This is a genomic window from Nocardioides ochotonae (assembly GCF_011420305.2).
Lineage (GTDB): Bacteria > Actinomycetota > Actinomycetes > Propionibacteriales > Nocardioidaceae > Nocardioides > Nocardioides ochotonae.
The window spans coordinates 4214382-4239451 of record NZ_CP061769.1; the positions used below are offsets into that span (position 1 = coordinate 4214382).

28 protein-coding genes are annotated in these 25070 nt (G+C 72.1%); 11 read left to right on the forward strand and 17 right to left on the reverse strand.

Annotated elements, in window-relative coordinates; translation table 11 throughout:
• The first annotated feature begins 13 nt into the window (after nucleotides 1–13).
• Nucleotides 14–3094: an efflux RND transporter permease subunit gene (locus HBO46_RS20220; RefSeq protein WP_166135068.1), complete on the forward strand. Its 3081-nt coding sequence runs from the start codon at nucleotides 14–16 to the stop codon at nucleotides 3092–3094.
• 94 nt (nucleotides 3095–3188) lie between these two features.
• Here the strand turns inward: HBO46_RS20220 and HBO46_RS20225 are convergent, their stop codons facing one another.
• The 5 genes from HBO46_RS20225 to HBO46_RS20245 all read right to left on the reverse strand — a co-directional run bounded on the left by HBO46_RS20225 (nucleotide 3189) and on the right by HBO46_RS20245 (nucleotide 7804).
• Nucleotides 3189–3800, reverse strand: coding sequence for an NAD(P)H-dependent oxidoreductase (locus tag HBO46_RS20225; RefSeq protein WP_166135070.1), 612 nt, complete (start codon nucleotides 3798–3800; stop codon nucleotides 3189–3191).
• Between the two features lie 20 nt (nucleotides 3801–3820).
• Nucleotides 3821–5284 (reverse strand): short-chain fatty acid transporter, encoded by a 1464-nt coding sequence (locus HBO46_RS20230; RefSeq protein ID WP_166135072.1) that lies wholly within the window; start codon nucleotides 5282–5284, stop codon nucleotides 3821–3823.
• A 215-nt stretch (nucleotides 5285–5499) separates the two neighbouring features.
• Complete coding sequence (gene lhgO / locus HBO46_RS20235; RefSeq protein ID WP_166135074.1) at nucleotides 5500–6717, reverse strand: L-2-hydroxyglutarate oxidase; 1218 nt, start codon at nucleotides 6715–6717, stop codon at nucleotides 5500–5502.
• Nucleotides 6718–6795: 78 nt separating this feature from the next.
• The gene (locus HBO46_RS20240) at nucleotides 6796–7353 is read right to left on the reverse strand and encodes a dihydrofolate reductase family protein (protein ID WP_166135076.1); all 558 of its coding nucleotides are present in this window, start codon (nucleotides 7351–7353) and stop codon (nucleotides 6796–6798) included.
• Between the two features lie 55 nt (nucleotides 7354–7408).
• On the reverse strand, nucleotides 7409–7804 hold the full coding sequence (locus tag HBO46_RS20245) for a hypothetical protein (RefSeq protein WP_166135079.1): 396 nt from the start codon (nucleotides 7802–7804) through the stop codon (nucleotides 7409–7411).
• A gap of 177 nt (nucleotides 7805–7981) precedes the next feature.
• Here HBO46_RS20245 and HBO46_RS20250 point away from each other — a divergent pair, with 177 nt between their 5' ends.
• Nucleotides 7982–8629, forward strand: coding sequence for a dihydrofolate reductase family protein (locus tag HBO46_RS20250; RefSeq protein ID WP_166135082.1), 648 nt, complete (start codon nucleotides 7982–7984; stop codon nucleotides 8627–8629).
• Between the two features lie 108 nt (nucleotides 8630–8737).
• On the opposite strand, the gene HBO46_RS20255 is transcribed toward HBO46_RS20250, so the two are convergent.
• Nucleotides 8738–10147 carry a M14 family zinc carboxypeptidase gene (locus HBO46_RS20255; RefSeq protein WP_166135086.1) on the reverse strand — a complete coding sequence of 470 codons (1410 nt, stop codon included), beginning with the start codon at nucleotides 10145–10147 and terminating at the stop codon, nucleotides 8738–8740.
• A gap of 130 nt (nucleotides 10148–10277) precedes the next feature.
• Here HBO46_RS20255 and HBO46_RS20260 point away from each other — a divergent pair, with 130 nt between their 5' ends.
• Both HBO46_RS20260 and HBO46_RS20265 read left to right on the forward strand, forming a co-directional pair.
• Nucleotides 10278–10934 (forward strand): hypothetical protein, encoded by a 657-nt coding sequence (locus HBO46_RS20260; RefSeq protein WP_166135089.1) that lies wholly within the window; start codon nucleotides 10278–10280, stop codon nucleotides 10932–10934.
• Nucleotides 10935–11002: 68 nt separating this feature from the next.
• A complete protein-coding gene (locus HBO46_RS20265; RefSeq protein WP_166135091.1) occupies nucleotides 11003–11452 on the forward strand; it encodes a YsnF/AvaK domain-containing protein in 450 nt (149 codons plus the stop codon).
• 60 nt (nucleotides 11453–11512) lie between these two features.
• Here HBO46_RS20265 and HBO46_RS20270 read toward each other — a convergent pair whose 3' ends face one another.
• Together HBO46_RS20270 and HBO46_RS20795 are read right to left on the reverse strand one after the other, a co-directional pair.
• Nucleotides 11513–12340 carry a DUF2382 domain-containing protein gene (locus HBO46_RS20270; protein ID WP_166135094.1) on the reverse strand — a complete coding sequence of 276 codons (828 nt, stop codon included), beginning with the start codon at nucleotides 12338–12340 and terminating at the stop codon, nucleotides 11513–11515.
• Nucleotides 12341–12463: 123 nt separating this feature from the next.
• A complete protein-coding gene (locus tag HBO46_RS20795) occupies nucleotides 12464–12592 on the reverse strand; it encodes a hypothetical protein (protein ID WP_263457781.1) in 129 nt (42 codons plus the stop codon).
• Between the two features lie 115 nt (nucleotides 12593–12707).
• Here HBO46_RS20795 and HBO46_RS20275 point away from each other — a divergent pair, with 115 nt between their 5' ends.
• Complete coding sequence (locus tag HBO46_RS20275) at nucleotides 12708–13082, forward strand: YciI family protein (RefSeq protein WP_166135097.1); 375 nt, start codon at nucleotides 12708–12710, stop codon at nucleotides 13080–13082.
• 58 nt (nucleotides 13083–13140) lie between these two features.
• Here HBO46_RS20275 and HBO46_RS20280 read toward each other — a convergent pair whose 3' ends face one another.
• A complete protein-coding gene (locus tag HBO46_RS20280) occupies nucleotides 13141–13353 on the reverse strand; it encodes a hypothetical protein (RefSeq protein ID WP_166135100.1) in 213 nt (70 codons plus the stop codon).
• A 66-nt stretch (nucleotides 13354–13419) separates the two neighbouring features.
• On the opposite strand from HBO46_RS20280, the gene HBO46_RS20285 reads away from it, so the two are divergent.
• Nucleotides 13420–14037, forward strand: a complete 618-nt coding sequence (locus HBO46_RS20285; RefSeq protein WP_166135103.1) for a TlpA family protein disulfide reductase — start codon at nucleotides 13420–13422, stop codon at nucleotides 14035–14037.
• 100 nt (nucleotides 14038–14137) lie between these two features.
• Here HBO46_RS20285 and HBO46_RS20290 read toward each other — a convergent pair whose 3' ends face one another.
• A complete protein-coding gene (locus HBO46_RS20290) occupies nucleotides 14138–14413 on the reverse strand; it encodes a hypothetical protein (protein ID WP_166135106.1) in 276 nt (91 codons plus the stop codon).
• Nucleotides 14414–14659: 246 nt separating this feature from the next.
• Nucleotides 14660–16078 carry a replicative DNA helicase gene (gene dnaB, locus HBO46_RS20295; protein ID WP_207949848.1) on the reverse strand — a complete coding sequence of 473 codons (1419 nt, stop codon included), beginning with the start codon at nucleotides 16076–16078 and terminating at the stop codon, nucleotides 14660–14662.
• A gap of 443 nt (nucleotides 16079–16521) precedes the next feature.
• Between dnaB and HBO46_RS20300 the strand changes: the two genes are divergently transcribed.
• A complete protein-coding gene (locus tag HBO46_RS20300) occupies nucleotides 16522–17877 on the forward strand; it encodes an MATE family efflux transporter (protein ID WP_224769276.1) in 1356 nt (451 codons plus the stop codon).
• A gap of 5 nt (nucleotides 17878–17882) precedes the next feature.
• Nucleotides 17883–18422 (forward strand): hypothetical protein, encoded by a 540-nt coding sequence (locus HBO46_RS20305; RefSeq protein ID WP_166135109.1) that lies wholly within the window; start codon nucleotides 17883–17885, stop codon nucleotides 18420–18422.
• Nucleotides 18423–18465: 43 nt separating this feature from the next.
• Here HBO46_RS20305 and HBO46_RS20310 read toward each other — a convergent pair whose 3' ends face one another.
• The 6 genes from HBO46_RS20310 to rpsF form a co-directional block, all read right to left on the reverse strand.
• On the reverse strand, nucleotides 18466–19470 hold the full coding sequence (locus HBO46_RS20310) for a hypothetical protein (RefSeq protein WP_166135112.1): 1005 nt from the start codon (nucleotides 19468–19470) through the stop codon (nucleotides 18466–18468).
• Nucleotides 19467–19832, reverse strand: a complete 366-nt coding sequence (locus tag HBO46_RS20315; RefSeq protein ID WP_224769277.1) for a PadR family transcriptional regulator — start codon at nucleotides 19830–19832, stop codon at nucleotides 19467–19469. Before HBO46_RS20315 ends, HBO46_RS20310 begins: the two co-directional genes overlap by 4 nt.
• A 163-nt stretch (nucleotides 19833–19995) precedes the next feature.
• A complete protein-coding gene (gene rplI, locus HBO46_RS20320; RefSeq protein WP_166135115.1) occupies nucleotides 19996–20442 on the reverse strand; it encodes a 50S ribosomal protein L9 in 447 nt (148 codons plus the stop codon).
• A gap of 14 nt (nucleotides 20443–20456) precedes the next feature.
• Nucleotides 20457–20693 carry a 30S ribosomal protein S18 gene (gene rpsR / locus HBO46_RS20325; RefSeq protein WP_153325512.1) on the reverse strand — a complete coding sequence of 79 codons (237 nt, stop codon included), beginning with the start codon at nucleotides 20691–20693 and terminating at the stop codon, nucleotides 20457–20459.
• A 66-nt stretch (nucleotides 20694–20759) separates the two neighbouring features.
• Nucleotides 20760–21344 carry a single-stranded DNA-binding protein gene (locus HBO46_RS20330; RefSeq protein ID WP_153325513.1) on the reverse strand — a complete coding sequence of 195 codons (585 nt, stop codon included), beginning with the start codon at nucleotides 21342–21344 and terminating at the stop codon, nucleotides 20760–20762.
• A gap of 96 nt (nucleotides 21345–21440) precedes the next feature.
• The gene (gene rpsF, locus HBO46_RS20335) at nucleotides 21441–21731 is read right to left on the reverse strand and encodes a 30S ribosomal protein S6 (RefSeq protein ID WP_166135118.1); all 291 of its coding nucleotides are present in this window, start codon (nucleotides 21729–21731) and stop codon (nucleotides 21441–21443) included.
• Between the two features lie 259 nt (nucleotides 21732–21990).
• On the opposite strand from rpsF, the gene HBO46_RS20340 reads away from it, so the two are divergent.
• Genes HBO46_RS20340 through HBO46_RS20350 form a run of 3 tightly spaced genes read left to right on the forward strand, consistent with a single transcriptional unit; the run spans nucleotide 21991 to nucleotide 25068 of the window.
• Entirely contained in the window at nucleotides 21991–22791 is an 801-nt protein-coding gene (locus HBO46_RS20340) for a deoxyribonuclease IV (protein ID WP_166135121.1), read from the forward strand.
• Nucleotides 22788–23996 carry a lipid II:glycine glycyltransferase FemX gene (locus HBO46_RS20345; RefSeq protein ID WP_397186334.1) on the forward strand — a complete coding sequence of 403 codons (1209 nt, stop codon included), beginning with the start codon at nucleotides 22788–22790 and terminating at the stop codon, nucleotides 23994–23996. The genes HBO46_RS20340 and HBO46_RS20345 overlap by 4 nt, the downstream gene beginning before the upstream one ends.
• Nucleotide 23997: 1 nt before the next feature.
• Nucleotides 23998–25068 (forward strand): alanine racemase, encoded by a 1071-nt coding sequence (locus HBO46_RS20350; RefSeq protein WP_166135124.1) that lies wholly within the window; start codon nucleotides 23998–24000, stop codon nucleotides 25066–25068.
• Nucleotides 25069–25070: the final 2 nt, after the last annotated feature.

Consider the following 25070-nt stretch of genomic DNA (forward strand, 5'->3'; position numbering starts at 1 on the left):
CAGGAGCGCCCCGGTGGGCCACCTCGCCTCATTCTCCCTGCGCAACCGCGCCTTCGTGGCCCTCGCCACCGTCCTCGTGGCGATCTTCGGCTTCCTCTCGCTGGGGTCGCTGAAGATGGAGCTGATCCCCAACCTGCAGTTCCCCGCCGTCGGCGTGGTCGTGCCGTACGCCGGCGCCTCGCCCGAGTCGGTCGAGCAGGAGGTCACGATCCCCGTCGAGGACGCGCTCAGCGGCGTCGACGCCGTCGAGGAGATCTCCTCGACCTCCTCGTCGGGCTCCGCGCTGGTGCTCCTGACCCTCACCTACGGCACCGACCTGGACCGCGCCCAGCAGCAGGTCGAGTCGGCCGTCACCGGCCTCGACGCACTGCCCGAGCAGGTCGAGCCGATCGTGTTCGCCGGCGACTTCGATCAGTTCCCGGTCGTGCAGCTGTCGGTGACCTCCGACGCCGATGCCGCGAAGCTCGCCAGCGACCTCGAGCGGATCGCGATTCCCGAGCTCGAGGACATCGAGGGCGTACGCGAGGTCCAGCTGACCGGCGGGCCCCAGGACCGGGTGGAGATCACCCCGCTCCCGGCGGCCGCCGCCCAGGGCGTCAACGCCGGCACCATCGCCGAGGCGCTGCGCGGCGCCTCGATGGTCCCCGCGGGCAGCCTCGACGCCGGCGAGCAGAGCCTGTCGGTCCAGGTCGGCAGCACCCCCACCACGCTCGAGCAGCTGCGCGGCATCCCCGTCGCGGTCGGCGAGGGCACCCAGCCGCTGGGCCGGGTCGCGCAGGTGCAGGTCGCGCAGGTCGCGCCCACGTCGTACGCCCGCACGAACGGTGAGCCGAGCCTGTCGCTGGCGATCACCAAGACCCCCGACGGCAACACCGTCGACATCTCCCACCAGGTCGCGGACCTGATGCCCGAGCTCGAGGAGTCCCTGGGCTCCGGTGCGGACATCACCGTCGCCTTCGACCAGGCGCCGTTCATCGAGAAGTCCGTCGAGGACCTCACCACCGAGGGCGGCCTGGGCCTGATCTTCGCGGTGCTGGTGATCCTGCTCTTCCTGTTCTCGGTGCGCTCCACGATCGTCACCGCGATCTCGATCCCGCTGTCGCTGCTGGTCACCCTGATCGGCCTGCAGCTGGGCGGCTACACCCTCAACATCCTCACCCTCGGCGCGCTCACGGTGGCGATCGGCCGCGTCGTCGACGACTCGATCGTGGTCATCGAGAACATCAAGCGCCACCTGTCCTACGGCGAGGGCAAGGTCGCGGCGATCACGACAGCGGTCCGCGAGGTCGCGGGGGCGATCACCTCCTCGACCATCGCCACCGCCGCGGTCTTCCTGCCGATCGGCATCGTCGGCGGTCAGGTCGGCGAGCTGTTCCGGCCGTTCGCGGTCACCGTCGCGCTCGCCCTGATGGCCTCGCTGCTGGTCGCGCTGACGATCATCCCGGTGCTGGCCTACTGGTTCCTCAAGGAGACGACCGGCCCGGTCGACGCCGAGATCGTCGCCGCCGAGGCGGAGGCCAAGGAGGAGCGCAGCTGGCTGCGGCGCGCCTACGACCCGACCGTGCGCTGGGTGCTGCGCAAGCCCTGGATCACCGTCGGCCTGGCCTTCCTCGTGCTCCTCGGCACCCTGGCCCTCGCGCCGCTCATCAAGACCAACTTCCTGGGCAGCAGCGGGCAGAACACGCTCACGGTGACCCAGGAGCTCGAGCCGGGGGCCAGCCTGGCCCGCCAGGACACCGCCGCGCGCGCCATCGAGAAGGTCATCGGCGAGCTCGACGAGGTGGAGAACCTCCAGGCGACCGTCGGCTCGGACCCCGCCACCGCCCTGTTCTCCGGCGGCAGCACGTCGTTCGCGCTCACCCTCGCGGAGGACGCGGACGCCGACGCGGTGGCCGACGAGCTCACCGAGCGGCTCGCGGACGCCGACGGCGAGGTCACCGTCTCCGCCGGCGACACCGGGTTCGCCTCCGCCCTGGAGGTCGTCGTGACGGCGACCGACCAGAGCGCGCTGACCGAGGCGGCCGAGCTGGTCACCGAGGAGCTGCGCACCGTCGACAGCATCGGCGTGGTCACGTCCGACGCCGCAGCCGCGCAGCCGATCCTGAGCGTCCAGGCCCGCGAGAGCGCCGAGGCCAGCGGCCTCACCTCCACGGTGCTGGGCCAGCTGCTCGCCGCCACGCTGTTCCAGCCCCCGGTGGCGCAGGTCTCGGTGGACGGCCAGCAGCTCGACGCCGTCGTGGTCTCCGGGCCGAAGCCGTCGTCGGTCGAGGAGCTCCAGCAGCTGCCGGTGGGCCCGGGCGGCGTCACGCTCGGCCAGGTCGCCGAGGTCGAGGAGCGCCAGGTCGCCACCGCGATCACCCGCGCGAACGGGGACCGCACCATCACCATCAGCGCGGAGCCCGACGCCGACGACCTCGGCGCGGTGACCTCCGACGTGCAGGCACTCCTCGACGACCTCGACCTGCCCGAGGGCACCGAGGTCTCCCTCGGCGGCGTCTCGGAGGACCAGGCGGAGGCCTTCGCCCAGCTCGGCCTGGCGCTGCTGGTCGCGATCGCGATCGTCTACCTGGTCATGGTGGCGACGTTCCGCTCGCTGGTCCAGCCGCTGATCCTGCTGGTCTCGGTGCCGTTCGCGGCCACCGGCGCGCTGCTGCTGCTGGTGCTCACCGGCATCCCGCTCGGTGTCGCCTCCCTGATCGGCGCGCTGATGCTGATCGGTGTCGTGGTCACCAACGCGATCGTGCTGATCGACCTGGTCAACCAGTACCGGGAGCGGGGCGCCTCGATCACCGAGGCGCTGAGCGAGGGCGGCGGCAAGCGCGTGCGCCCGATCGTGATGACCGCGCTGGCGACGATCCTCGCGCTCACCCCGATGAGCCTCGGGCTGACCGGCGGCAGCGCCTTCATCAGCCAGCCGCTGGCCATCGTGGTGATCGGCGGCCTGCTGAGCTCGACGTTCCTCACCCTGCTCCTCGTCCCGGCGCTGTACCTGCTGGTCGAGCGCCGCAAGGAGCGTCGTGCCGCGAAGCGGGCGGCCAAGCGCGCCCCCGCCCCCGCCGAGGAGCGTGACACCACCCCGGAGCCGGTGGGCTGACGCCCGCCCCCTCCCGCTTGTAACGCGGGGTTATTGACGCTGAACGCGCCGCATACGGCGTGCGAAGCGACGATAACCCCGCGTTACAGCTGTTTCAGGGCCCGGCCAGCCGGCCCACCGCGGCCGCGACGTCCGCCAACCAGCGCTCGCGCTGCGGGGCGCTCGACCCGGCGAGCGGGCCCGCGAGCAGGCGTTCGGTCGGCGGGTCACCCAGGTAGGCACCCACGCAGCGGCGCCAGACGGCGTCCAGCGGGTCCCCGAACACCTCGACCTCGCGTTCCGGCGGGGTGTCGCCGGTGTTGAGCACCAGCAGGCTGCGCAGTCCGAGCAGGCAGACCGGCGCCCCCTCGCCGGTCGCCAGCCGGTAGGCGACGCCCGGCACGACCACCCGGTCGAGCCAGCCAGCCATGATCGCGGGCGGCTTGCCCCACCAGTTCGGGTGCGCGACGACCAGGTGGTCGGCCCGGGTGAGCGCCTCCCGGTGCGCCCGGACCACGGGGTCGTCGCTCGCGGCGACGGCTGCCTCGACGTCGAGGCCGACCGTCGCGGTCTCCGCCGCCGGCGCGACCGGCGCGAACGCCTCGGCGTACAGGTCGTGGACGGCAACGTCGGCACCCCGGGCCCGCCAGGCGTCCGCTGCCTGCTCGGCCAGCGCATGCACGAAGCTCGTGGGACGGGGGTGGGCGACGACGACCAGGACACGCACGAGGCGGATCGTGCCACGCCCTACGGCATCACCGGCGGCACGTACTCGAACGTCATGCCGAGCAGCCAGAGCAGCAGCAGCACCACCGGCAGGTGGAAGAGGAACTGCAGGAACGTGAAGCCGACCAGGTCGCGTGCCCGCAGGCCCAGCACCGCGAGCAGCGGCAGCATGAAGAACGGGTTCACCAGGTTGGGCAGCGCCTCGGCGGCGTTGTAGATCTGCACCGTCCAGCCGAGGTTCATCCCGACGTCGCTCGCCGACTGCATGACGTACGGCGCCTCGACCAGCCACTTGCCGCCGCCCGAGGGCACCAGCAGGCCCAGCAGCGCGGTGTAGAGCGCGATCACGACCGCGAAGGCGCCACCGCCGCCGACCCCGGTGAACAGGTCGGCGAGGTGCTCGGAGACGGTCACGCCGCCGCGGCCCTCGGCCCGGGTCAGGATCGCGGCCATCGCGGCGTACAGCGGGAACTGCACGAGCACGCCCGCCGTCGAGGGCACCGCCTTGGACGTCGCGTCGAGGAAGCGGCGCGGGGTGCCGTGCAGCACCAGGCCGAGGACCAGGAAGACCAGCAGGTAGCCGTTGAGGCTGCTCAGCACGGTCAGCAGCGGCAGGTCGATGAGCTGCCACACCAGCCACAGCAGGGTCAGCGCGCCGATCAGGGCCGGCAGGATCCGCGAGTGCTCGAGCCACTCCCCGGGCCGGGTGCGCACCGGCGGCTCGGGCACCTCGTCGTCGAGGTCCACGCCCAGGTCGGCGGCAGTGCGGACCGCCTCGCCGCGCGGCGTCGAGGCCCAGGCGACCGCGACGCTGAGGACGATCAGGACCGCCGCCATCACCAGCGACTGCCAGGTGAGGATCGTGGCGCCGAAGTCGAGCACACCGGTGATCTCCAGCAGCTCGGGCGGCAGCGAGGCCGGCGTGGCCTGCAGCTGCGCGGCCGAGGAGGACAGCCCGAGCGCCCACACCGCGCCCAGGCCGAGGTACGCCGCGGCGCCGAGCGCCCGGTAGTCGGCGCGCAGGTCGCCGCGCCGAGCGATCGCGCGGGCCAGGAGCCCGGAGAAGACCAGGCTGAGGCCCCAGTTGAGCATCGAGACCAGGCAGGAGAGCAGGGCGACGAAGGCGACCGCGCCCCGCGGCGTCGAGGGCACCATCGCGATCCGCTCGATCAGGCGGGCCACCGGCGGGGACGTGGCGACGATGTAGCCGGTGAGCACCACCATCGCCATCTGCAGGGTGAAGGCGGTGAGGTCCCAGAACCCGCCCCCGAACGCCTCGGCGACGACCTTGGGACTGGAGCCGTTGATGAACGCCGCCACGCTGACGACGACGACGCCGGCGAGGGCGAACACGTAGGCGTCGGGGAACCACTTCTCGGTCCACGCCGCGCTGATCTGGGCGAAGCGCGCCAGGCCGCGCTCGCGCGACTCGGCATCGGGCTCGGGTCCACGCTCCGACGGGGCCTGGGGGGCGGCCTGCGACATCGCGACTCTCCTTGGTTGCTCGGGGCAGGCCGGGTGCGCTGCCACCGGCACCCTGCCCCGGGGAGCGGCGAACCGAACCCGCCCCGCCGCCCCCGCTGCTGCCTCCCGCGCACATGTAACGCGGGGTTATTGACGCTGCACCCGTCGTATGCGGTGTGTGCAGCGTCAATAACCCCGCGTTACAAGGGGAGGCCCGCTCCGCAGAGCCCCCGCCCCTAGACCCCCATCCGGTCCACCACGTGCTCGGCGATGGCGAGGCTGGAGGTGGCGGCGGGCGAGGGCGCGTTGCGCACGGTGGTGACCGCGTCGTCGCCGAGCACCCGGAAGTCGTCGAGCAGGCTGCCGTCGCGCTCCACCGCCTGCGCGCGCACCCCGGCACCGGCCCGGACGACGTCGTCGGCGCCGATCTGCGGCACGTAGCGACTCGCCACCTGCATGTACGCGCGCACCGACAGGCTGCCGCGCAGCTCGCGGGCGCCGGTGCGCCAGTGGGTCGCCGCCAGCCGCCAGAACCCCGGCCAGGCCGCGAGCTCGCGCAGGTCCTCGAGGCGGGCGTCGCGTCGCCGGTACCCCTCGCGGGCCAGGGCGAGGACGGCGTTCGGGCCGACCTCGAGGCCGCCGCCGACGCGGCGGGTGAAGTGCACGCCGAGGAACGGGTAGCGCGGGTCCGGGACCGGGTAGACCATCCCGCGCACCAGGTCGGCCTTGGCCGGGCGCACGCTCATGTACTCGCCTCGGAACGGCACGATCCGGGGCCCGGCGCTGCCGTCGGCCCACTGCGAGACCCGGTCGGCGTACAGCCCGGCGCACACCACCAGCCGGTCCACGCGCAGCGGCTCGCCGGCGGTCGCGACCTCGACGCCGCTCGCCGTACGCCGGATCCCGGTGACCTCGGTGCCGGTGCGCACCTCCCCGCCCGCGGCGCGGACGTCGTCGGCGTACGCCTGCGCGATCGCGACGTAGTCGGTGATCGCGGTCTGCGGAGAGTGCAGCGCGACCAGCCCGGCGGCATGCGGCTCGATCTCGGTGATCGCGGCGCCCTCGACGCGACGCAGGCCGGGGACCCCGTTCTCGGTCGCGGTCCGCTCGAGGGCGTCGAAGCGCCCGAGCTCGTCGCGCGCGACGGCGACCACGAGCTTGCCGCACTCCTCGTAGGGGATCGCGCGCTCCGCGCAGTACTCGCGCAGCAGGCTTCGACCACGGGTGCACAGCTCGGCCTTGAGGCTGCCGGGGCGGTAGTAGATGCCGGCGTGGACGACACCGGAGTTGTGCCCGGTCTGGTGCTGCGCGAGGCGGTCCTCCTTCTCCAGCACCACGACCCGGACGCCCGGCCGCCGCCGGGTGAGCTCGCGCGCGACGGCCAGCCCGACGATCCCGCCGCCCACGACGCCGATGGTCTGCCCGCTGCTCTGGCCGGGGATCTGGTCAGTCATGGCGCGATCCTCGCGCACGGCGGCGGCCGGACGCCGCAGCGGCGGGTCAGGTCTGGTCAGGTCGATCAGCGCGCCCGGTCAGCGCACCACCTCGTAGACGCCGAGGCGGATGCCGTTGGAGTACGTCGCGTGCTCGATGAGGTCGAGGCGGCCGTGGTGGTCGGCGTCGTCGGCGAAGAGCCGCTTCCCGGCGCCGAGCACGACGGGGAAGGTCAGCAGGTGGTAGCGGTCCACGAGCCCGGCGGCGGCGAGGCCCTGGGCCAGGGTGGCGCTGCCGTGCAGGAGGATCGGGCCGCCGTCGCCCTCCTTGAGCGCCGCGACCTCCTCGAGCGACCCGAGCACCGTCGCCGGCCCCCACGGCAGGTCGCGCAGGGTGGAGGACACGACGTACTTGGGCATCGCGTTGTACTCCGCGAACTCCGCCATCGTCGGCCACACCGGCGCGAACTCCTCATAGCTCACCCGGCCGAGCAGCAGCGCGGAGGCCTCCTGCTCCTCGCGGCCCTTGATCTCGTAGGCCTCCTCCTGGAAGGGCACGTCGGCGAAGGTCCACCCGGCGCGGGGATGATCGCCGCCGCCGGGAGAGTCGACGACGCCGTCGAGGCTGATGAACTCCGTGACGATGAGCGGGCGCATGTCTCATGCTGGCACGCATCGCGGCCGCACGGACCCCCGATCTTGTCGATCTCCCCTAGCTCCCCTTGCTAGGGGGCGGCTCGCGGTAGCCACCCTCGCGCAGCCCGGCCTCGATCTCGAAGCGGTTGCGCGCCCCCGGTCGCCGCACCTCCTCCAGCAGGTAGCGGACCGCGAAGCCGAGCCCGTGTCGTGCCCACTGATCGGCGTGCACCGCCTCGTGGCGCAGCACCGCGCGACCCGGGCGGGGATGGCCGGTGAGGTAGGCACCGCCGTACGTCGTGCCGCCGCGGGCGTACCCGCCCCGCATCCCCGCGCACACGAACAGCCCGGCCTCCTCGTCGTACGCCGCGCGCCCGCCCCAGCACCGCGCCCAGGCGAGCGCGACCGCGGTCACCACCGCGGACTGCCACGAACCCCGCGTGACCCGCCGCCACCTCCCCACGCCTGCCATGACGCCATCGTGCCGCGGCGAGCCGACACCTCAGCCGGATAGTCCGCCACACAGGGGTCGTGAACGCCCCGATCCACGACCCCTGTGTGGCGGACTACCGCGAGATCGGCGGGTCCGGCGATGAGTCCGAGGGGCGACCGGGGTCTGAGGAAGGATGACCACCCCCGAGGAGCAGCCGTGACCCAGCAGGTGCGAGTGCACAACTTCTGCGTGTCGAGCGACGGGTACGCCGCCGGCGAGGGCCAGAGCCTGGAGCGACCGTTCGGCCACGCCGACCCGGCGCAGCTGGTGGCGTGGGCCGGCGCGACCGCGAGCTGGCCGAACCGCGCCGACCCCGGCGGCAGCCGCGGGCTGGACGACTACCTGGTGCGCGACTTCCACCGCAACATCGGCGCCGAGATCATGGGCCGCAACAAGTTCGGCCCGCAGCGGGGGCCCTGGACCGACCTGTCGTGGCAGGGCTGGTGGGGCGAGGAGCCGCCGTTCCACACCCCGGTCTTCGTGATGACCCACCACGAACGGCCGTCGTTCAGCCTCTCCGACACGACCTTCCACTTCGTGGGCGGGACGCCGGCCGACGTGCTGGACCAGGCGTTCGCCGCGGCCGACGGGAAGGACGTGCGCCTCGGCGGCGGCGCCGACACGGTCCGGCAGTTCCTGGACGCCGACCTCGTCGACACCCTGCACGTCGCCGTCTCCCCGGTGGAGCTCGGCGGCGGGTCGCGGCTGTGGGAGACCCCCGAGGAGCTGCTCGACCGCTTCCACCGCGACGTCGTTCCCAGCCCCGACGGGGGTGTGGTGCACCACCTGTTCTGGCGAGGCTGAGCGCGCTGTAACGCGGGGTTATCGTCGCTGAACGCGTCGCATACGGCGTGTGCAGCGTCAATAACCCCGCGTTACAAGGGGCCGCGGGTCAGCGCACCCCGCCCCGCCTCAGCAGGCCTCCACCGGGGTCGCCTCGGTGATCCGGTACTCCGAGCGGGCGTCGAGGAGCAGCGGGATCAGCGGCTGGTCCTCCTGGGCCATCGTCACGTAGGCGCCCTGGGCGTTGGTGCGCCAGGTGATGCCGTGCAGGCGCAGGGTCGGCGCGACGCTCCGGCGCTGCTCGGCGGTGAGCTGGTAGCCGCACATCGGCTCCGGCTCGACCTCGGAGGCCTCGGTCGGCAGGCGGTTGTCCTGGCCGGCGAAGTAGACGACGCCGCTGCGGGTGGCGCCCTCCTCGGTGACCCGCTGGGCCGCCGCGGCGGTCTCCCGGATCAGGGTGTCGCGGTTCTCCAGGGTGAAGTGCGCGCTCCCGACGGCGCTGAGGTAGTTGACCTCGACGCGACGCCGGTTCCGCAGTGCCTCGTCGGCCTCTTCCTCCGGTGTCAGCGCGTCGCCGGCGGTCTCGCTCAGCATCCCGACGACGTGCTGCAGCCCGGCGTAATTGCGCAGGATCCGCCCCTGCTCGTCACCGGCGACCTGGCGGAACGGCTCGCCGTCCTTGACGTAGATGCCGTACTCCCCGGCGGTGTAGCCGGACGCCTCCACCTGGCCGCCCGCGTAGTCCTCGCTCATCTGCTGGGCGAGGTCGTGGATGGTGCGGTCGGTCTGTCGGTTGCGCGGCCACAGCTGGAGCAGGTCGGTGCGGTAGTAGGGGTTCGAGCCGTACTCGTGCAGGTCGTTGAGGACGTCCGGCTTCCAGTCGCGGATCACCTTCACCACCGCGCGCGCCTCCGGCGACTGCAGCGCCATGTAGTCGCGGTTGACGTCCAGGCCCTGCGCGTTCTGGCGGGTGTTGGCGGCCCAGCCGTCGGGGTTGAGGTTGATGAACAGCACGGTGGTGTCGCGCAGCAGCCGGCGCCACGCGGGGTCGGTGGTCGTCGACATGTCGCGGGCCAGCCGCATGCACGCCTCGCGCCCGGAGTTCTCGTCGCCATGGACCGAGCAGGTGTACAGCAGCACCGACTCGTCGGCCGCCTGCGACCTCGGCGCGGGCGCCGGGTCACCGACCGCCACCAGCTGGAGCGGCCGACCCTCGACGCTGCGCCCGACCCGGGTCACCCGCACCCGGTCGCTGCTGCGGTCGAGCTGGCGCCAGAACCGCTGGGACTCGGCGACGGTCGTCCACCGCGCGCCGTTCGAGACCTCGAACGGCGTACGCAGGGTGGCCGGGGCCGCCTGCAGGGTCTCCGGCATGTCCGAGCCGCCGCCCGGGTTGGCCTGGCCGGGCGCCGGGCTGGCGCCCCAGAGTCCGGCGGCAGCTGCGGCGGAGGCGGTGAGCGCCGCGACGGCGGCGCCGAGGCGACGGCCCGCGCGCCGGGATCGCGGTCGTGGGGACGAGGACGTGAGTTGGGGGGACATGGCGCTCCTCGAGAACGCGCCGCGCCCGGTCCATGCTGTCTGCCCGAGTGCAGCGAATGGATGGTTGGCCCCTCACCATCCTCGCCGCGGGCAGCGCTGGCAACAGTCCGCACGGGTGAGCGGATGGTGCATGCTCATCCCCTCGACCCGCGACGACCGGAGGGACCACGTGCCGAGCGACCGCAGCTGGTTCCAGCTCGATCCCGCGAACCCGACCCGGACCGGCCCGCCCGCGCCACCTCCGATCCCCGGCGACGTCGCCGTCGTCGCGGAGCTCACCGTGCACGCCGGACCGCACGGTCCGCGCCGCCTGCACGTGTGCCGCCGCGGCGCCGACCTCGTCGTCCGCCACCTCGACGGCCGGCTGCTGTGGCTGGAGACCGCCGAGCAGAGCGCCGTCCGCGACCCCGCGGACCCGGATCGGTGGGTGCTCAAGCGCCACGACCCCGATCTCCCGCCGCGGCTGCTGCCGCGCGACCACGGCATCGAGGGCGTCGCGATCGCCGACGTCGAGAGCTTCGACGACTCCTTCGAGGCCGAGGAGTGGGAGGCCCCCGAGGCCACGAGCAGCAGCCGGACCGTGGCCGGGGTGCCTCGGCGTACGACGCTCCTGCGCTGCACCCTCGAGTGGTACGGCGAGTGCGAGCTGCACGTCGATGACCGCACCGGGCTGGTCCTCGGGGCGCGGGCCGACCGCTCGCTGCACCTGGAGGTCACCGCGCTGCGCGAGGTGGAAGCAGGTGCAGCGGCCGGCTGGTTCGCGCCGGTCGACCGCCCGATGGCCTGAGCCGCCCGGCACCTGCGTGCCCTGGTCGTGGACGGGTACCCGCTCACGACGACCGAAGGGCGGTGACCATGAACGACACCGACAGCGGCGCGCCCACACCGGGCGAGGAGCCGGGCGAGGAACCGGGCGCGGAGACCATCCGCCACGAGGAGCGGGCAGAGGTCGGCACCGAGACGCACGAGGCGGGCCGGATCCGGGTCCGCAAGCACGTCGAGGACGTACCGGTCGCACAGACGGTCGCGCGCGAGGTCGAGCACGCGGACGCCTCCGAGCGGGTCCCCGCCGGCGAGGGCGACAGCGGCGAGGTCGAGACCCTGACCGACGGGTCGATCTCGATCCCGCTCTTCGAGGAGGTCCTCGTGGTCACCAAGAAGCGGGTGGTCCGCGAGCGGATCATCGTGCGCAAGCAGACCGTCGTCGAGGAGCAGACCGTCGAGGCCGAGGTCCGCCGCGAGCACGTGACGATCGAGGCCGACGACGGGGTCGAGGTCGAGCGCCGCGACGGCGGTCCGTCCTAGGACGAGCAACGACCGCGTGCGCCCCGAGGCGCAGCGGTCGTGTCGTGGTCCGAGGTGAGGTCAGCTGCGCTTGCGCCGGTCCTCGACGTCGCCCTCGACCTCGATATGCTCCTTGCGGACCTCCTCGCTGACGGTCTCCTCCTCGACGCTCGTCTCCTTGCCGAGGCGCACCCGCTCGACCGGCTCGGTGGTCTTGCCGACCACGGGCCGCTCCTCGTTGAGGACCACCTCGTGCTCCTCCTCGGAGATCGCCGGGCCGTCGAGGGCCTCGTCGAGGTTGTCGCCGGTGACCGGCTCGGACTCGACGACCGCCCGTTCCTTGGTGACGGGGACGGTGTGGGTCTCGGTCTCCGTCGTGACGTACTTGCGCAGCCGGGCGCGGCCCGCCTCCTGGGAGGTCTTGCCGATGTCGAGACGCTCCTCCGAACGGGTCATCGCGTCGTCGGTGGTCGGTCCGGAGGTGTCGTGCCCCACCGTCCCGGTGCCCGTGGTGCCGGTGCCGCTGCCGGTCAGGCCGGGGTCGACGTACCCGGTCCCGGCCGGCGGCGCCGGGTCGCCGGCGAGGTATCCGGACCCGAGGCCGTAGTGGGCGTAGAGGCGCTCCTCCTCGCCCTCGGGAAGGTGCCCCCCGCCCTCGAGGTCGACCTGCGGGGCACCCGTGATCAGGTCCTTCTCGTACGGAAGACGCAGGTCTGCGCCGTCCAGCTCGGCATCGGAGACCGGGACGAACGACTCCTTGGTGCCGAACAGCCCGGTGTTGACGGTGACGAACTCGGGGCGCCCGGTGGCGTCGTCCAGGAAGAGCTGGCCCACCTTGCCGATCTTGGCTCCGCTGGCGCCGTAGGCGGTGGCGCCGACGACGTGGGATGCCTGGGACTCGTTGATCATGCTGTCGCTCCCTTCGGGGATAGTGCGTGACTCGTGCCGGTAGCCGCGCCCCGATGTGGCATGCACCACACCCAGGGGTGAGATTCTCGGCCCCGCTGGGAGTGCCGGTGCCGCCGCGGGCGGCTACCAGGCCAGCGGGCCGGCCTCGTCGTGCAGCGTCCCCGAGGGCGTGTCCGCGCCGGCCGTCACCAGGCGTACGACGACCCGGGCGCTCTCCTCGACCGGGCGGCCGCCGCCCATCGCCGCGGTCATGTCGGCGTCGGTGTAGCCGGGCTCGACCGCGGTGAAGGTGATGGCCGGGTCGGCCTTGGCGTGCTCGTAGCATGAGTGACGGCCGACACAGGTCCGTCCGAGGAAGGGAGCAGCGATGCCTCAGTACCTCATCTACTTCAACCAGCAGTGGGTCGGTGACCACGACGAGGCATGGTTCAAGAGTCGTGTCGAGCCGTCCCGGGCGGTCGTTCGCGACATGCAGGACCAAGGTGTCCTCGTGTACGCCGGCGGCCTGGTCGAGGCGCTCGAGGAGGCAGCGAGCGCTGACGCCACGAGCGGCGAGGCGGTGGTCACCGACGGTCCGTTCGGGCTGACCGAGGAATGGCTCGGCGGTCTGACCATCGTGGACGTGCCCGACGACAAGTCCGCTCGCATGTGGGCGGGGAGGGTGGCCGAGGGGTGCGGCTGGCCGCAGGAGGTGCGCCGCTTCAAGGCCGGCTCGCGGCAGGCGTTCGCGCCCGAGCGGTGAAGCACTGGGCCGGCGCCTCCGCGGCCCGCGCCTGACCCAGTTGCCGAGTCGGCCGAGGTCAGGGCCGCGCGCGTCCCCGCTGCAGCCGGTAGGTCAGGACCGCGGCGAACAGCCCCACCAGGACGGCGAGCACCCCCACGCCCCACCAGCCGGACGTGAAGGCGACGATGAAACCCGCCCCGGCGAGCCCGAGCGCCACCCCCAGGCCGAAGAAGGTGGCGAGCATGCCCGTCACCACGCTGCCGGCATTGATCCTCGAGCGTCCACCCATCGCCGCAGCGTAGCGAGGGCCCGAGAGGGCACGGGGCGACTGAGCAGCCTGGCCTAGTGTGCTGCCGTGCACATCTGGCGAAGAGTCGGTCTCGCCCTCGCCGGCACCGCGATTCTGCAGCTCTTCACCTCCTGCTCCGGTGAGTCCGTGCCCGGCCTCGCGCCCAAGCCGTCGGACATCGAGGTGGACACCCCGAAGCTGCGGGCGCTCCGAGAGGACGCCGGGATCGACCCGTGCGAGCCCGGAACACGCTCCTCACCCAACGAGATGCCCGACCTGGAGCTCGCCTGCCTCGGTGGCGGCGCCAGCACCGACCTGCAGGCGATCTCCGGGCCCGCGGTGATCAACTTCTGGTACGCCGCCTGTCCGCCGTGCCGCAAGGAGATGCCGGCCATCCAGGAGTTCCACGACCGGCACGGCGAGCACGTGCAGGTGATCGGGATCAGCATCGACGTCTGGCCCGACCAGGCGCTCAAGCTCGCCAGGAAGACCGGCGCCACCTACCCCCAGCTGGCGGACCCGGACACGTCTGTCACCGGATCCGATCTTCGGATCCGCGCGTTCCCCAGCTTCGCGTTCATCGCCGAGGACGGGTCGGTGACGGTCCATCCCGGCGGCGTCGACAGCTCGGCGGAGCTGGTGGACCTCGTCGAGAGCGAGCTGGGCGTCGCACTGGGTCCGTGACGGCTCGAGGACGACCCCGCCCGGGCCGTTCCTCTTGTAACGCGGGGTTATGGACGCTTCCCCCGTCGTACAACACGTGTGAAGCGTCCATAACCCCGCGTTACAGCTGTGCTCCCGAGGAGGTGACTCCTGGCGGTGCGCGGTGAACCACCTCGACAGGGACGCCCGCCGCTGCCTCCATCTGGTCGCGCTGAACGCCCTTTCCGGACCGCGTCACGACCTGCAGGCCGGAGAGGTCGTCACGAGGGGCGATCTCGACGATTGCCTGGGTGAGCGCCGCCGGTAGCTCGAGGACTCGTGAGATAGCGGCTTGGACCTCGATTGCGTCCAGATCGCACGGGATCACCTCCACGCGAACACCAGGGATCGTCGTCATCGCCGCGCCTACGAGCCTGGCGTCAAGGGCCCCTTCCAATAGAGCCGGACACCAACGTCGGTGAGCGCGATCTTGCCGAACCCGGGCGTTCCATCGAAAGCCGCCAAACAACCGCCAACGAGTGGTCCATCCGGCTGACCGTAGTAGCCGGATGGTGGCGGACTCTCGAAATCGCCTCTGAACTGAACTGATCTCAGATTCGAGGTCAGAGCTTCAGATTCCCCAGTTGCCGGCAACCGGTTCACATCAGTGCGCCATGTCCACGAACCGCGAGTAGTGGCCCTGGAAGGCGACGGTGATGTCGCGGGTGGGGCCGTTGCGGTGCTTGGCCACGATCAGGTCGGCCTCGCCGGGGCGGGTCGACTCCTTCTCGTAGACGTCGTCGCGGTGCAGCAGGACGACCATGTCGGCGTCCTGCTCGATCGAGCCGGACTCACGCAGGTCGCTGACCGCGGGGCGCTTGTCGGCGCGCTGCTCCGAGCCACGGTTCAGCTGCGAGAGCGCGACGATCGGGAGCTCGAGCTCCTTGGCGAGCAGCTTGATCTGGCGGGAGAACTCCGAGACCTCGAGCTGGCGGGACTCGACCTTCTTGCCCGAGCTCATCAGCTGGAGGTAGTCGATCACGATCAGCTTGAGGTCGTGGCGCTGCTTGAGGCGTCGCGCCTTGGCCCGGATCTCCATCATCGTCATGTTGGGCGAGTCGTCGATGAACATCGGCGCCGAGGAGACCTCGCCCATCTTGCGGGCGAGCTTGACCCAGTCGTCGTCGGTCATGTTGCCGTTGCGGATGTGGTTGAGCGGCACCTTCGCCTCGGCGGAGAGCAGGCGCATGGTGATCTCCGCGCGCGTCATCTCCAGGCTGAAGAAGCAGCTGGTGAGGTTGTTGTGGATCGAGGCCGCCCGGCAGAAGTCGAGGGCCAGCGTGGACTTACCCATCGCGGGTCGGGCCGCGACGATGATCATCTGGCCCGAGTGCAGGCCGTTGGTCAGCTCGTCGAAGTCGGCGAAGCCGGTCGGCACGCCGTAGATGCCGGACTCACGGTTGGAGATCGCCTCGATCTCGTCCAGGACGCCGGTCATGATGTCGCTCAGCGGCGCGTAGTCCTCGCCGCTGCGCTTGTCGGCGATCTTGTAGACCTCGGCCTGGGCGTTGTCGACGACGTCGTCGATCTGGCCCTCGCCGGCGTAGCCGAGCTGCACGATCTTGGTGCCGGCGTCGACCAGGCGGCGCAGGATCGCCTTCTCGCGCACGATCTCGGCGTAGTAGCCGGCGTTGGCCGCGATCGGGACGTTGGCCGCGATCGTGTGGAGGTACGGCGCGCCGCCGATGCGCTGGAGCTCGCCCTTGCGCTGCAGGTCGGCCGCGACCGTGACCATGTCGACCGGCTCGCCACGACCGTAGAGGTCGATGATCGCGTCGAAGATCGACTCGTGGGAGGGCCGGTAGAAGTCGGTGCCCCGGATCGTCTCGGAGACGTCGGCGATCGCGTCCTTGGAGATCAGCATCGCGCCGAGCACGGACTGCTCGGCGGCCATGTCCTGCGGCGGCGTGCGGTCGCCCGGACGTGAGGGACGCTCCCCCGGTGCGTACGGGACCGGGCCATCGCCCCAGTCCTCGAAAGACGGCTCAGGGATGTCCTGCTCCGACTGCTCGGCGACGCTCAAGCCTGCCTCCTCCACGGGCGAAGAACCACTGATCGACTGGCATCGCCGACCCTAGGAAGGACCACCGACAGCTCCGTACGGAGCCCCCTCGCCCCGCGACCGTACGCGCCCGGGGCGGGGCTCCGACACCAGCCTGTCCACAGGCCCTGTGGATAACTGGGGATAACCCGTGGACGACACGCACGAAGGATGTGCACAGGCTGGGGAGTGGCCTGTGGATAAAGCGGCCCCCTTTGACCGGACACCCCTCCTGACCTGCGCAGACTCAGTTCGGCCGGTGTGGAGCAAAATTCGTGGCCAACTGTTTTCGCTGAGGACCGCGACACGCCGATCAGATGTCGACAAAGCCACCCAACCGGCGGATCGGCCGTGATTTTCGTCGAGTTATCCACCGCTCGGCGCCGATCTGCTGGTAGAGGCCCTCGGTCCCTACGATCGGCCCCGTGAGCACGTCCCCGACCCGCGCGCAGGACCGCGAGATCCTGCGCCTCGCCGTCCCCGCGTTCCTGGCGCTGGTCGCCGAGCCGCTCTTCCTCCTCGCTGACGCCGCGGTCGTCGGCCATCTCGGCACCCGCGAGCTCGCCGGCCTGGGCATCGCCGGTGCCGTCCTGCAGACGGTCGTCGGGCTGTGCGTGTTCCTCGCCTACGGCACCACCGCCAGCGTCGCGCGGCTGCTCGGTGCCGGGAACCGGCGCGCCGCGCTCGCCCAGGGCATCGACGGCATCTGGCTGGCGGTGCTCATCGGCACGATCGCGACCGTGCTCGGCATGCTCCTGACCCGACCGCTGGTCGAGCTGTTCGGGGCGAGCCCGGGCGTCACCGACGACGCGGCCACCTACCTGCGTCTGGCGTTCCTGGGCACCGTCCCGCTGCTGGTGATGCTCGCGGCCACCGGCGTGCTGCGCGGGTTGCAGGACACCCGGACCCCGCTCTACGTCGCCGTCGGTGGCAACGCACTCAACGTCGTCCTCAACGTGGTGCTCGTCCACGGCGTGGCCTCCTTCGCCGGCATCGGGCTGGCCGGCTCCGCGATCGGGTCGGTCATCGCCCAGGTCGCCTGCGCGGTCGCCCTCGTCGCGGTGGTGGTGCGCGGAGCGCGCCGGGAGGGCGCCTCGCTGCGCCCACACCCGGCGGGCATCCGCCTGGCCGCGCGGGCCGCCGTCGCACTGGTGATCCGCACCCTCACGCTGCGCGCCGCGCTGCTCGTCACGACGTACGCCGTGACCACCGGCGCCGCGCCCGGGGACGACGCGGTGCCGGTGGCCACCCACCAGCTCGCCATGACCCTGTGGACCTTCCTGGCCTTCGTGCTCGACGCCATCGCCATCGCCGCCCAGGCGCTCACCGGGCGCCACCTCGGCGCCGGTGACGTGGACAGCACCCGCGCCGTCACCCGGCGCATGGTGCGGTGGGGGATCTGGTCCGGCGTCGTCACCGGAGTGCTGCTGGCCCTCACCGGCCCGTTCCTGGGTCAGCTGTTCACCCCGGACCGCGCCGTCCAGGAGACGCTCGTGCCGGTGCTGCTCGTGGCCGCCCTCGCCCAGCCCGTGGCCGGCGTGGTGTTCGTCCTCGACGGCGTGCTGATCGGGGCCGGCGACGGCGCCTACCTGGCCCGCGCCGGCACCGTCGTGCTCCTCGCCTACGCCCCGGTCGTCCTGGTGCTCGCCGCGCTCGGCAGCGGCCTGACGTGGGTCTGGGCGGCGTTCGGCGCGATCTTCATGGGTGCCCGCCTGCTCGTGCTGCTGCACCGCGCCCGCGGTGAGGCGTGGCTGGTCACCGGAGCAGCCGCCGTACGCTGATCGCCATGAAGCCCCTCCAGGCGACCGGGTGCGGCCTGCTGCTCATCCTCCTGACCGTCACCATCGGCGGTGTCGACCTGCTGCCCGACCCGATCGGCTGGGCCTTGGTGCTGGTCGGTGTCGTCGCACTGCGTCCCCGCCTGAGCACCGGTACCCCGGTCCTCGCCGCCGCGATCACGGCCGCCGTGGTGTCGGTGCCCCTGGGGATCCCCGGCGTGGCCGAGGCCGTCTCCGAGGCGGACCCGGCCCTGGGCTGGGCGCTCAGCCTGCCCCAGGTGGTCTTCACGGTGCTCTTCTTCCACGCGCTGCAGCAGCTGGCCAAGACGGCCGGCAACCACGACGCCGCCGGCTGGTTGCAGATCTGCTGGGTCGGCGCGGTCGTCGTCGCGGTGCTGCCGGCCGTGCTGCTGCCGCTGGGGGTCGACGGCGCGCTGGTCGCCCTGGCCGCGGTCTTTGCCCTGCTGGTCGGCCTGCTCCAGGTCGTGCTGTCCTTCGCCTACGCCGACCGCGCGTGGGCCCGCAGCGCGACCGCGGCGCCGCGCTGACACCTGCGGTCCTCGCACCCCGCTCGGCACGACAACGGCCGTCTTAGCGCTGGCCCCGTCCGGCTGAGCGGCGCAACCGCCTCCACTCCCGGGTGGCGAGGGCGCCCCACAGCAGGGTCACGAGCACTGCCGACCAGCTGCTGCCGGGCGGAAGGGCGGTGATAGCGGCGAGGACCGCCAGCGCCGAATAGAGCCACGCCTTGCGACGCGCCCGATTGGGCTCGTCCACGGAGAACTGCGACGCGTAGTCCTCAGGGCGGCCGAACTCCTCCTGCAGTGTCGAACCGGCCTCGGCGGCGTGGGCGTGCGCCTCGGCCACGATGGTGTGCACCCGCGACTCGGGCATGTCTGCCCGCAGGCGAAGCACACCGGCCAGCACCCCGAGCCACTCATCGTCGGCACGCGGCGTACGCCATGTGCGGGGCTCCTGCTCCGGGAGCAGGCGGTCGAGGATCTTGCCGCCCAGCGCACAGGCCAGCACCAGCAGGCCGAGGTGCCACGCACTGGCCTCAGCGGTGGGGTGGTCACGGCCCCACCCGAACAGCAGGGCGACACCGAGGGCCCCACCGAGCACGACGGCCCCACCGACCGCGATCGCGACACCGACAGGACGCCGGGAGAGGGTCTTCTCCCAGGCAGTGAGCGCGGTCATCACTGTCAGCCCACCGACGACCGTGAAGCCGACGAGTCCGAGGAGGTCGTAGTCGAGCTCCCCGCTCCGCTTGATCAGTGCCAGGGCGAGGAGGACAGCCCCGAGGCCGGCGGCGACGTACATCCCCATCACGGGGACGTCGCGCCAACTCGCGCTCGGGTCGGGGGCCACGCAGGGCAGTCCCTGGCTCCGGCGTTCGGCGATCTGCTCCTCCACCCACTCCCCGGGCGGACCGAAGAGACCAGTGGGGGACTCACCAGTCTGGTCGACCAGGAGGCGCGCGCGCTCGAGCATCTCGTCTCGGACCGGGGACGCCACGTTCGCCGCCGCCAGCCGGAAGCGGGCGCTGTCAAGCCAGTGCTCGACGTCCGCGGACCGCCGATCGGCCTCGTTCATCGCGTCTCCCCCGTGCTGCTCGGTCCCGGGTCGTTCTCTGCCATGGCGCACAACGTGTCCGTGAGCTGCCGCCACTGCGCCAGCTCCTCGCCCAGCCGCGCGCGGCCGGCGGCGGTGAGGTGGTACTCCCGTCTCCCGGGTCCACCCATCCCCTCCACCCAGACGGCGTCGACGCTGCCGGCCTCCTCCAACCGGTTGAGGACCGGATAGAGGGATCCGCCCTTCAGCACCCCGAAGCCCAGCGCAGCCAGCCTCTGGGCGATGGCGTATCCGTGCAGGGGCCCGACGGACAGGCTCCCCAGCACGGCCAGGTCGAGCCCGGCCCGGATCCAGGCCATCGGCCAGCGCGGAGTGTCGCTCACATATCTAAGTATGGCCGATACCTAGATCTCCCCGGATGCACGGACCACGACGGACAGGCCGCGACGCAGGCGCGCCGTGACGGCCACCGGGCACGACAACGGGGCCGCCCTCCCGCGAAGGGAGGACGGCCCCGTTGGGCGCTGCTGATCCGGAGGCGGAGCCTCAGGAGGGGATGACGTTCAGCGACACGGTCGCCGAGACGTCGTCGTGCAGGCGCACGGTGACCGTGTGGGCACCGAGCGACTTGATCGGGTTCTTGATCGCGATCGTGCGCTTGTCGACCTTCTCGGCCGTGGCCTCGGTCAGCGCGTTGGCGATCTCGGTGACGGAGACGGAGCCGAACAGACGACCACCCTCACCGGCACGGACCTTGACGGGAACCGTCTGGGCCTCGAGCTTGGCCTTGATCTCGGCGGCGTGGCCGAGGTCGCGGACCGCACGCGAAGCGCGGGCGGCCTTGATGGACTCGACGGTCTTCTCAGCACCGCGGGTCCAGCGGATGGCGACGCCACGCGGGACGAGGTAGTTGCGGCCGTAGCCGTCCTTCACCTCGACGACGTCGCCGGGGCCACCGAGGCCCGTGACTTCCTGGGTCAGGATGAGCTTCATCTTCCCTGATCCTCTCAGCGACCGGTGGACGTGTAGGGCAGGAGTGCGACCTCGCGGGCGTTCTTGACCGCGGTGGCCACGTCACGCTGGTGCTGGACGCAGTTGCCGGTCACGCGACGGGCGCGGATCTTGCCGCGGTCCGAGATGAACTTGCGGAGGAGCGTGGCGTCCTTGTAGTCGACGCCGGTCGCCTTCTCCTTGCAGAACTGGCAAACCTTCTTCTTGGGCTTGCGAATCACTGCCTTGGCCATTGTGGTGCTTCCTTTCTAGAAGCCCGGCTGACGCCGGAATGGTTGAGGGTGTTCAGGTGGGTTTGATCAGAACGGAGGCTCGTCGGAGCCCACGCCGGGGGCGCCCCACGGGTCGTTGGCAGGAGCGCCACCGCCCGACGGACCGCCACCCTGGGGACCGGGAGTGGCCCACGGGTCGTTGCCCGCCGCGGCAGGCTGCGGACGGGACTGCTGCTGGCCGCCACCGGAGTAGCCGCCACCCCCGCCACCGCCGGAGTAGCCGCCGCCACCGCCACCGCCGCCCGAGCGCGAGGCCCGGGTGACCTTGGCCGTGGCGAACGCGAGCGCGGGGCCGACCTCGTCGACCTCGAGCTCCATCACGGTGCGCTTCTCACCCTCGCGGGTCTCATAGGAGCGCTGCTTCAGGCGACCCTGCACGATCACTCGCATGCCGCGCTGAAGCGACTCGGCGACGTTCTCCGCGGCCTGACGCCACACCGAGCAGGAGAGGAACAGCGCTTCGCCGTCCTTCCACTCGTTGGTCTGGCGGTCGAAGGTGCGCGGCGTCGACGCGATCCGGAAGTTGGCCACGGCCGCACCCGAGGGGGTGAAGCGCAGCTCCGGGTCGTCGACGAGGTTGCCGACCACGGTGATGACGGTCTCGCCTGCCATGAGGTCTCCCTAGCTGTCGAACTGATCGGATGTCTCGCGGTCGGCACCATCGTGACCGGTGGCGCCGACATGCGGACGGGGATCATCCACAAACGCTCAGCGAGCGTCGGGGCGGATGACCTTCGTGCGCAGGATGGACTCGTTGAGGGTGAGCTGGCGGTCGAACTCCTTGACCGTGGCCGGCTCGGCCTTCAGCGTGACGATGGCGTAGATGCCCTCGGCGTTCTTCTTGACCTCGTACGCCAGACGGCGACGGCCCCACACGTCCACGCTCTCGACGGTGCCACCGTCGTTGCGAATGACGTTGAGGTACTTGTCGAGGGACGGCTCGATGGTCCGCTCTTCAAGGCTGGGGTCGAGGATGACCATCACTTCGTAATCACGCATAGCGGTCTCCACCTCCTCTGGACTCGGCGGCCACGGTCTCTCCGTGGCAGGAGGGCTTTGCGTTCCCCGCACGAGTGCGGGGGCCCGGTAGCGCACCAGAACCCGTCGGTGGGCAGGGCGCAGCGGACACGACAGGCTAGCAGCGCGCGGTACGGCGGTCCCAATCCTGTGTACAGGCCCCGGCACCGGTCCGGACCTGCGACGACGGCGGCCCCCGGCCCGGCCCGGGACTGTCGGCACGGCTCCCTACGATGGGGCGATGCAGATCGGAGCCCACGTCGACCAGGCCGACCCCGTTGGGGAGGCCCAGGCCCGCCAGGCCCCCCTGGTGCAGTTCTTCCTCGGCAGCCCGCAGAGCTTCAAGGGACCGGTGTTCGAGCACCCCGGCGGGGCCGAGGGGCTGCGCGCCGAGGCCGAGGCCGCCGGCGTCGACCTCTACGTCCACGCGCCGTACATCATCAACGTCGCGACCACCAACAACCGCGTCCGCATCCCCAGCCGCAAGCTGCTCCAGCAGCACGTCGACGCCGCCGCGTCGATCGGCGCCAAGGGACTGATCGTCCACGGCGGCCACGTCGACAAGGCCGGGGACGACCCTGAGCTGCTGGCGAAGGGCTTCGACAACTGGCGCAAGGCCATCGAGGCCACCGACCTCAAGGTCCCGCTGCTGATCGAGAACACTGCCGGCGGCGACCACGCGATGACCCGCCACCTCGACCGCATCGCGCGGGTCTGGGAGGCGATCTCCACCGCCGAGCAGGCCGACCGGGTCGGGTTCTGCCTGGACACCTGCCACGCCCACGCGGGCGGCAACGCCCTGGAGACGGTGGTCGCCGACGTCCGCGCCATCACCGGACGCATCGACCTGGTGCACGCCAACGACAGCCGCGACGACTTCGGCTCCGGCGCCGACCGGCACGCCAACTTCGGCGCCGGCCGCATCGACCCCGAGCTGCTGGCCGCGGTGGTCCGCGAGGCCGCGGCGCCGGTGGTCTGCGAGACCCCCGGACCGGTCGATGCCCACGTCGCCGACTTCGCCTGGCTGCGGGAGCGCCTGTGAGCGCCGCGACACCGGCCACCAGCGCCGCCACCGGTAGCCTCGGCGCAGTGCTGACCGTGCGCGAGATCCCCGAGTCCGACCACCTGGCGTTCCTGCGTTCGCAGCCCTCCGCCTCGTTCCTGCAGACCCCCGCCTGGGGCCGGGTGAAGTCGGAGTGGCGCCGCGAGTCGCTGGGCTGGTTCGACGGCGACCGGCTGGTCGGCGCGGGCCTGGTGCTCTACCGCCAGCTGCCCAAGGTCCGCCGCTACCTCGCCTACCTGCCCGAGGGCCCGGTCCTCGACTGGGCCGCCGACGACCTCGCCCCCTGGCTGACGCCGATGACCGCCCACCTCAAGCGCCGCGGCGCCTTCGGGGTGCGGATGGGACCGCCCGTCGTCGTACGACGCTGGAGCGCCGCGCAGGTCAAGGAGGGCATCGCCGACCCGGCCGTGCGCCGCCTCGACGACATCGTGCCACTCGAGCGCGACGGCACCGGTGCGCGCGTGGTCTCCCAGCTCGACCAGCTCGGCTGGCGCCAGCAGGTCGCCGAGGGCGGCTTCGCGGCCGGCCAGCCGCAGTACGTCTTCCAGGTCCCGCTGGTGGAGGCCGACGGCACCCCGCGCACGGAGGAGTCCGTGCTGGCCGGGATGAACCAGCTGTGGCGCCGCAACATCAAGAAGGCGGCCAAGGCCGGCGTCGAGGTCACCACGGTGGCCGCCGGCGACCCCTCCCGCGAGGGCAGCCCGCTCACCGCGCTCGAGGCCTTCCACACCCTCTACGTCCACACCGCGCAGCGTGACCACTTCACCCCGCGCCCGCTGGCCTACTTCCGCACCATGGCCGAGGCGCTGGAGTCCGAGGACCCCGACCGGTTCCGCCTCCACCTGGCCCACCACGAGGGCGACCTGGTCGCGGCCACCATCGCGATCCGCGTCGGCACCCACGCCTGGTACTCCTACGGCGCCTCCTCGACCGAGAAGCGCGAGGTCCGCGGCTCCAACGCCGTGCAGTGGGCGATGATCCGCGAGGCCCTCGCGGCCGGTGCGAGCGTCTACGACCTGCGCGGCATCACCGACACCCTGGACGCCGAGGACTCCCACGTCGGGCTGATCCAGTTCAAGGTCGGCACCGGCGGCCAGGCCGTCGAGTACGCCGGGGAGTGGGACCTCCCCCTCAACCGGCCGCTGTACGCCGCCTTCGACCTCTACATGAAGCGGCGGGGCTGAGATGAGCCTGACCCTCGACGTCGACGGCCCCCGCTGGCGCGACCACCTCCGCGCGGTCGCCGCCGCCCATCCCGGGCTGGTCCCGGTGGCCAAGGGCAACGGCTACGGCTTCACCCTCGGCCGGCTGGCGCGCAAGGCGCAGTGGCTGGCCGACCAGGGCTACGGCGTGGACACCCTCGCCGTGGGGACCTACGACGAGCTCGAGCACGTCGCGCACCGCTTCGACGGCTCGCTGCTTGTGCTCACCCCGTGGCGCCCGTTCGGCGTCGCCCTCGAGGTCGACCCGGCGCTGGCCGACCGCGTGGTGCACACCCTCGGCCGGCCCGCGGACGTCACCGACCTGCTCGCCCGCCAGCCCGACGCCCGCTTCGTGCTGGAGCGGATGACCAGCATGCAGCGCCACGGGCTCAGCGCCCGCGAGCTGTGGGCGGTCGCCGAGCAGCTGCGCGACCATCCCCAGGCCCGCCTGGAGGGGGTCGCGCTGCACCTGCCGCTCGCCCAGGGCTCCCACCTCTCCGAGGTCCAGCGGCTGCTCAACGACGTGGTCGCCGCGGAGCTGCCGACCCGCACCCTGTGGGTCAGCCACCTCACCGACGACGAGCTCGCCCAGCTGGCCACGTCGTACGCCGACTACACCGTGCGCCCGCGCATCGGCACCGGCCTGTGGCTCGGCGACCGCGGCGCGCTGCGGGTCACCTCGACCGTGCTCGACGTCCACCCGGTCGAGCGCGGCGACTCCTTCGGCTACCGCGGCCGCACCGCGCCGAAGTCCGGGCACCTGCTCGTCGTCAGCGGCGGCACCGCCCACGGCATCGGCCTCGAGGCGCCCACCGGGGACTCCTCGATCAAGGCGCGCGCGGCCACCCTGGCGCGCGGCGGTCTCGACGCGGTCGGCTTCGTGCGCTCGCCGTTCGCCATCGACGGCAAGCAGCGGCTCTTCGCCGAGCCCCCGCACATGCAGGCCTCGATGCTGTTCCTGCCGCACGGCGCGCACGTGCCGGCGGTCGGCGACGAGATCGACGTCCGGGTGCGGTTCACGACCACGGCCTTCGACCGCGTCGTGATCAGCTGAGC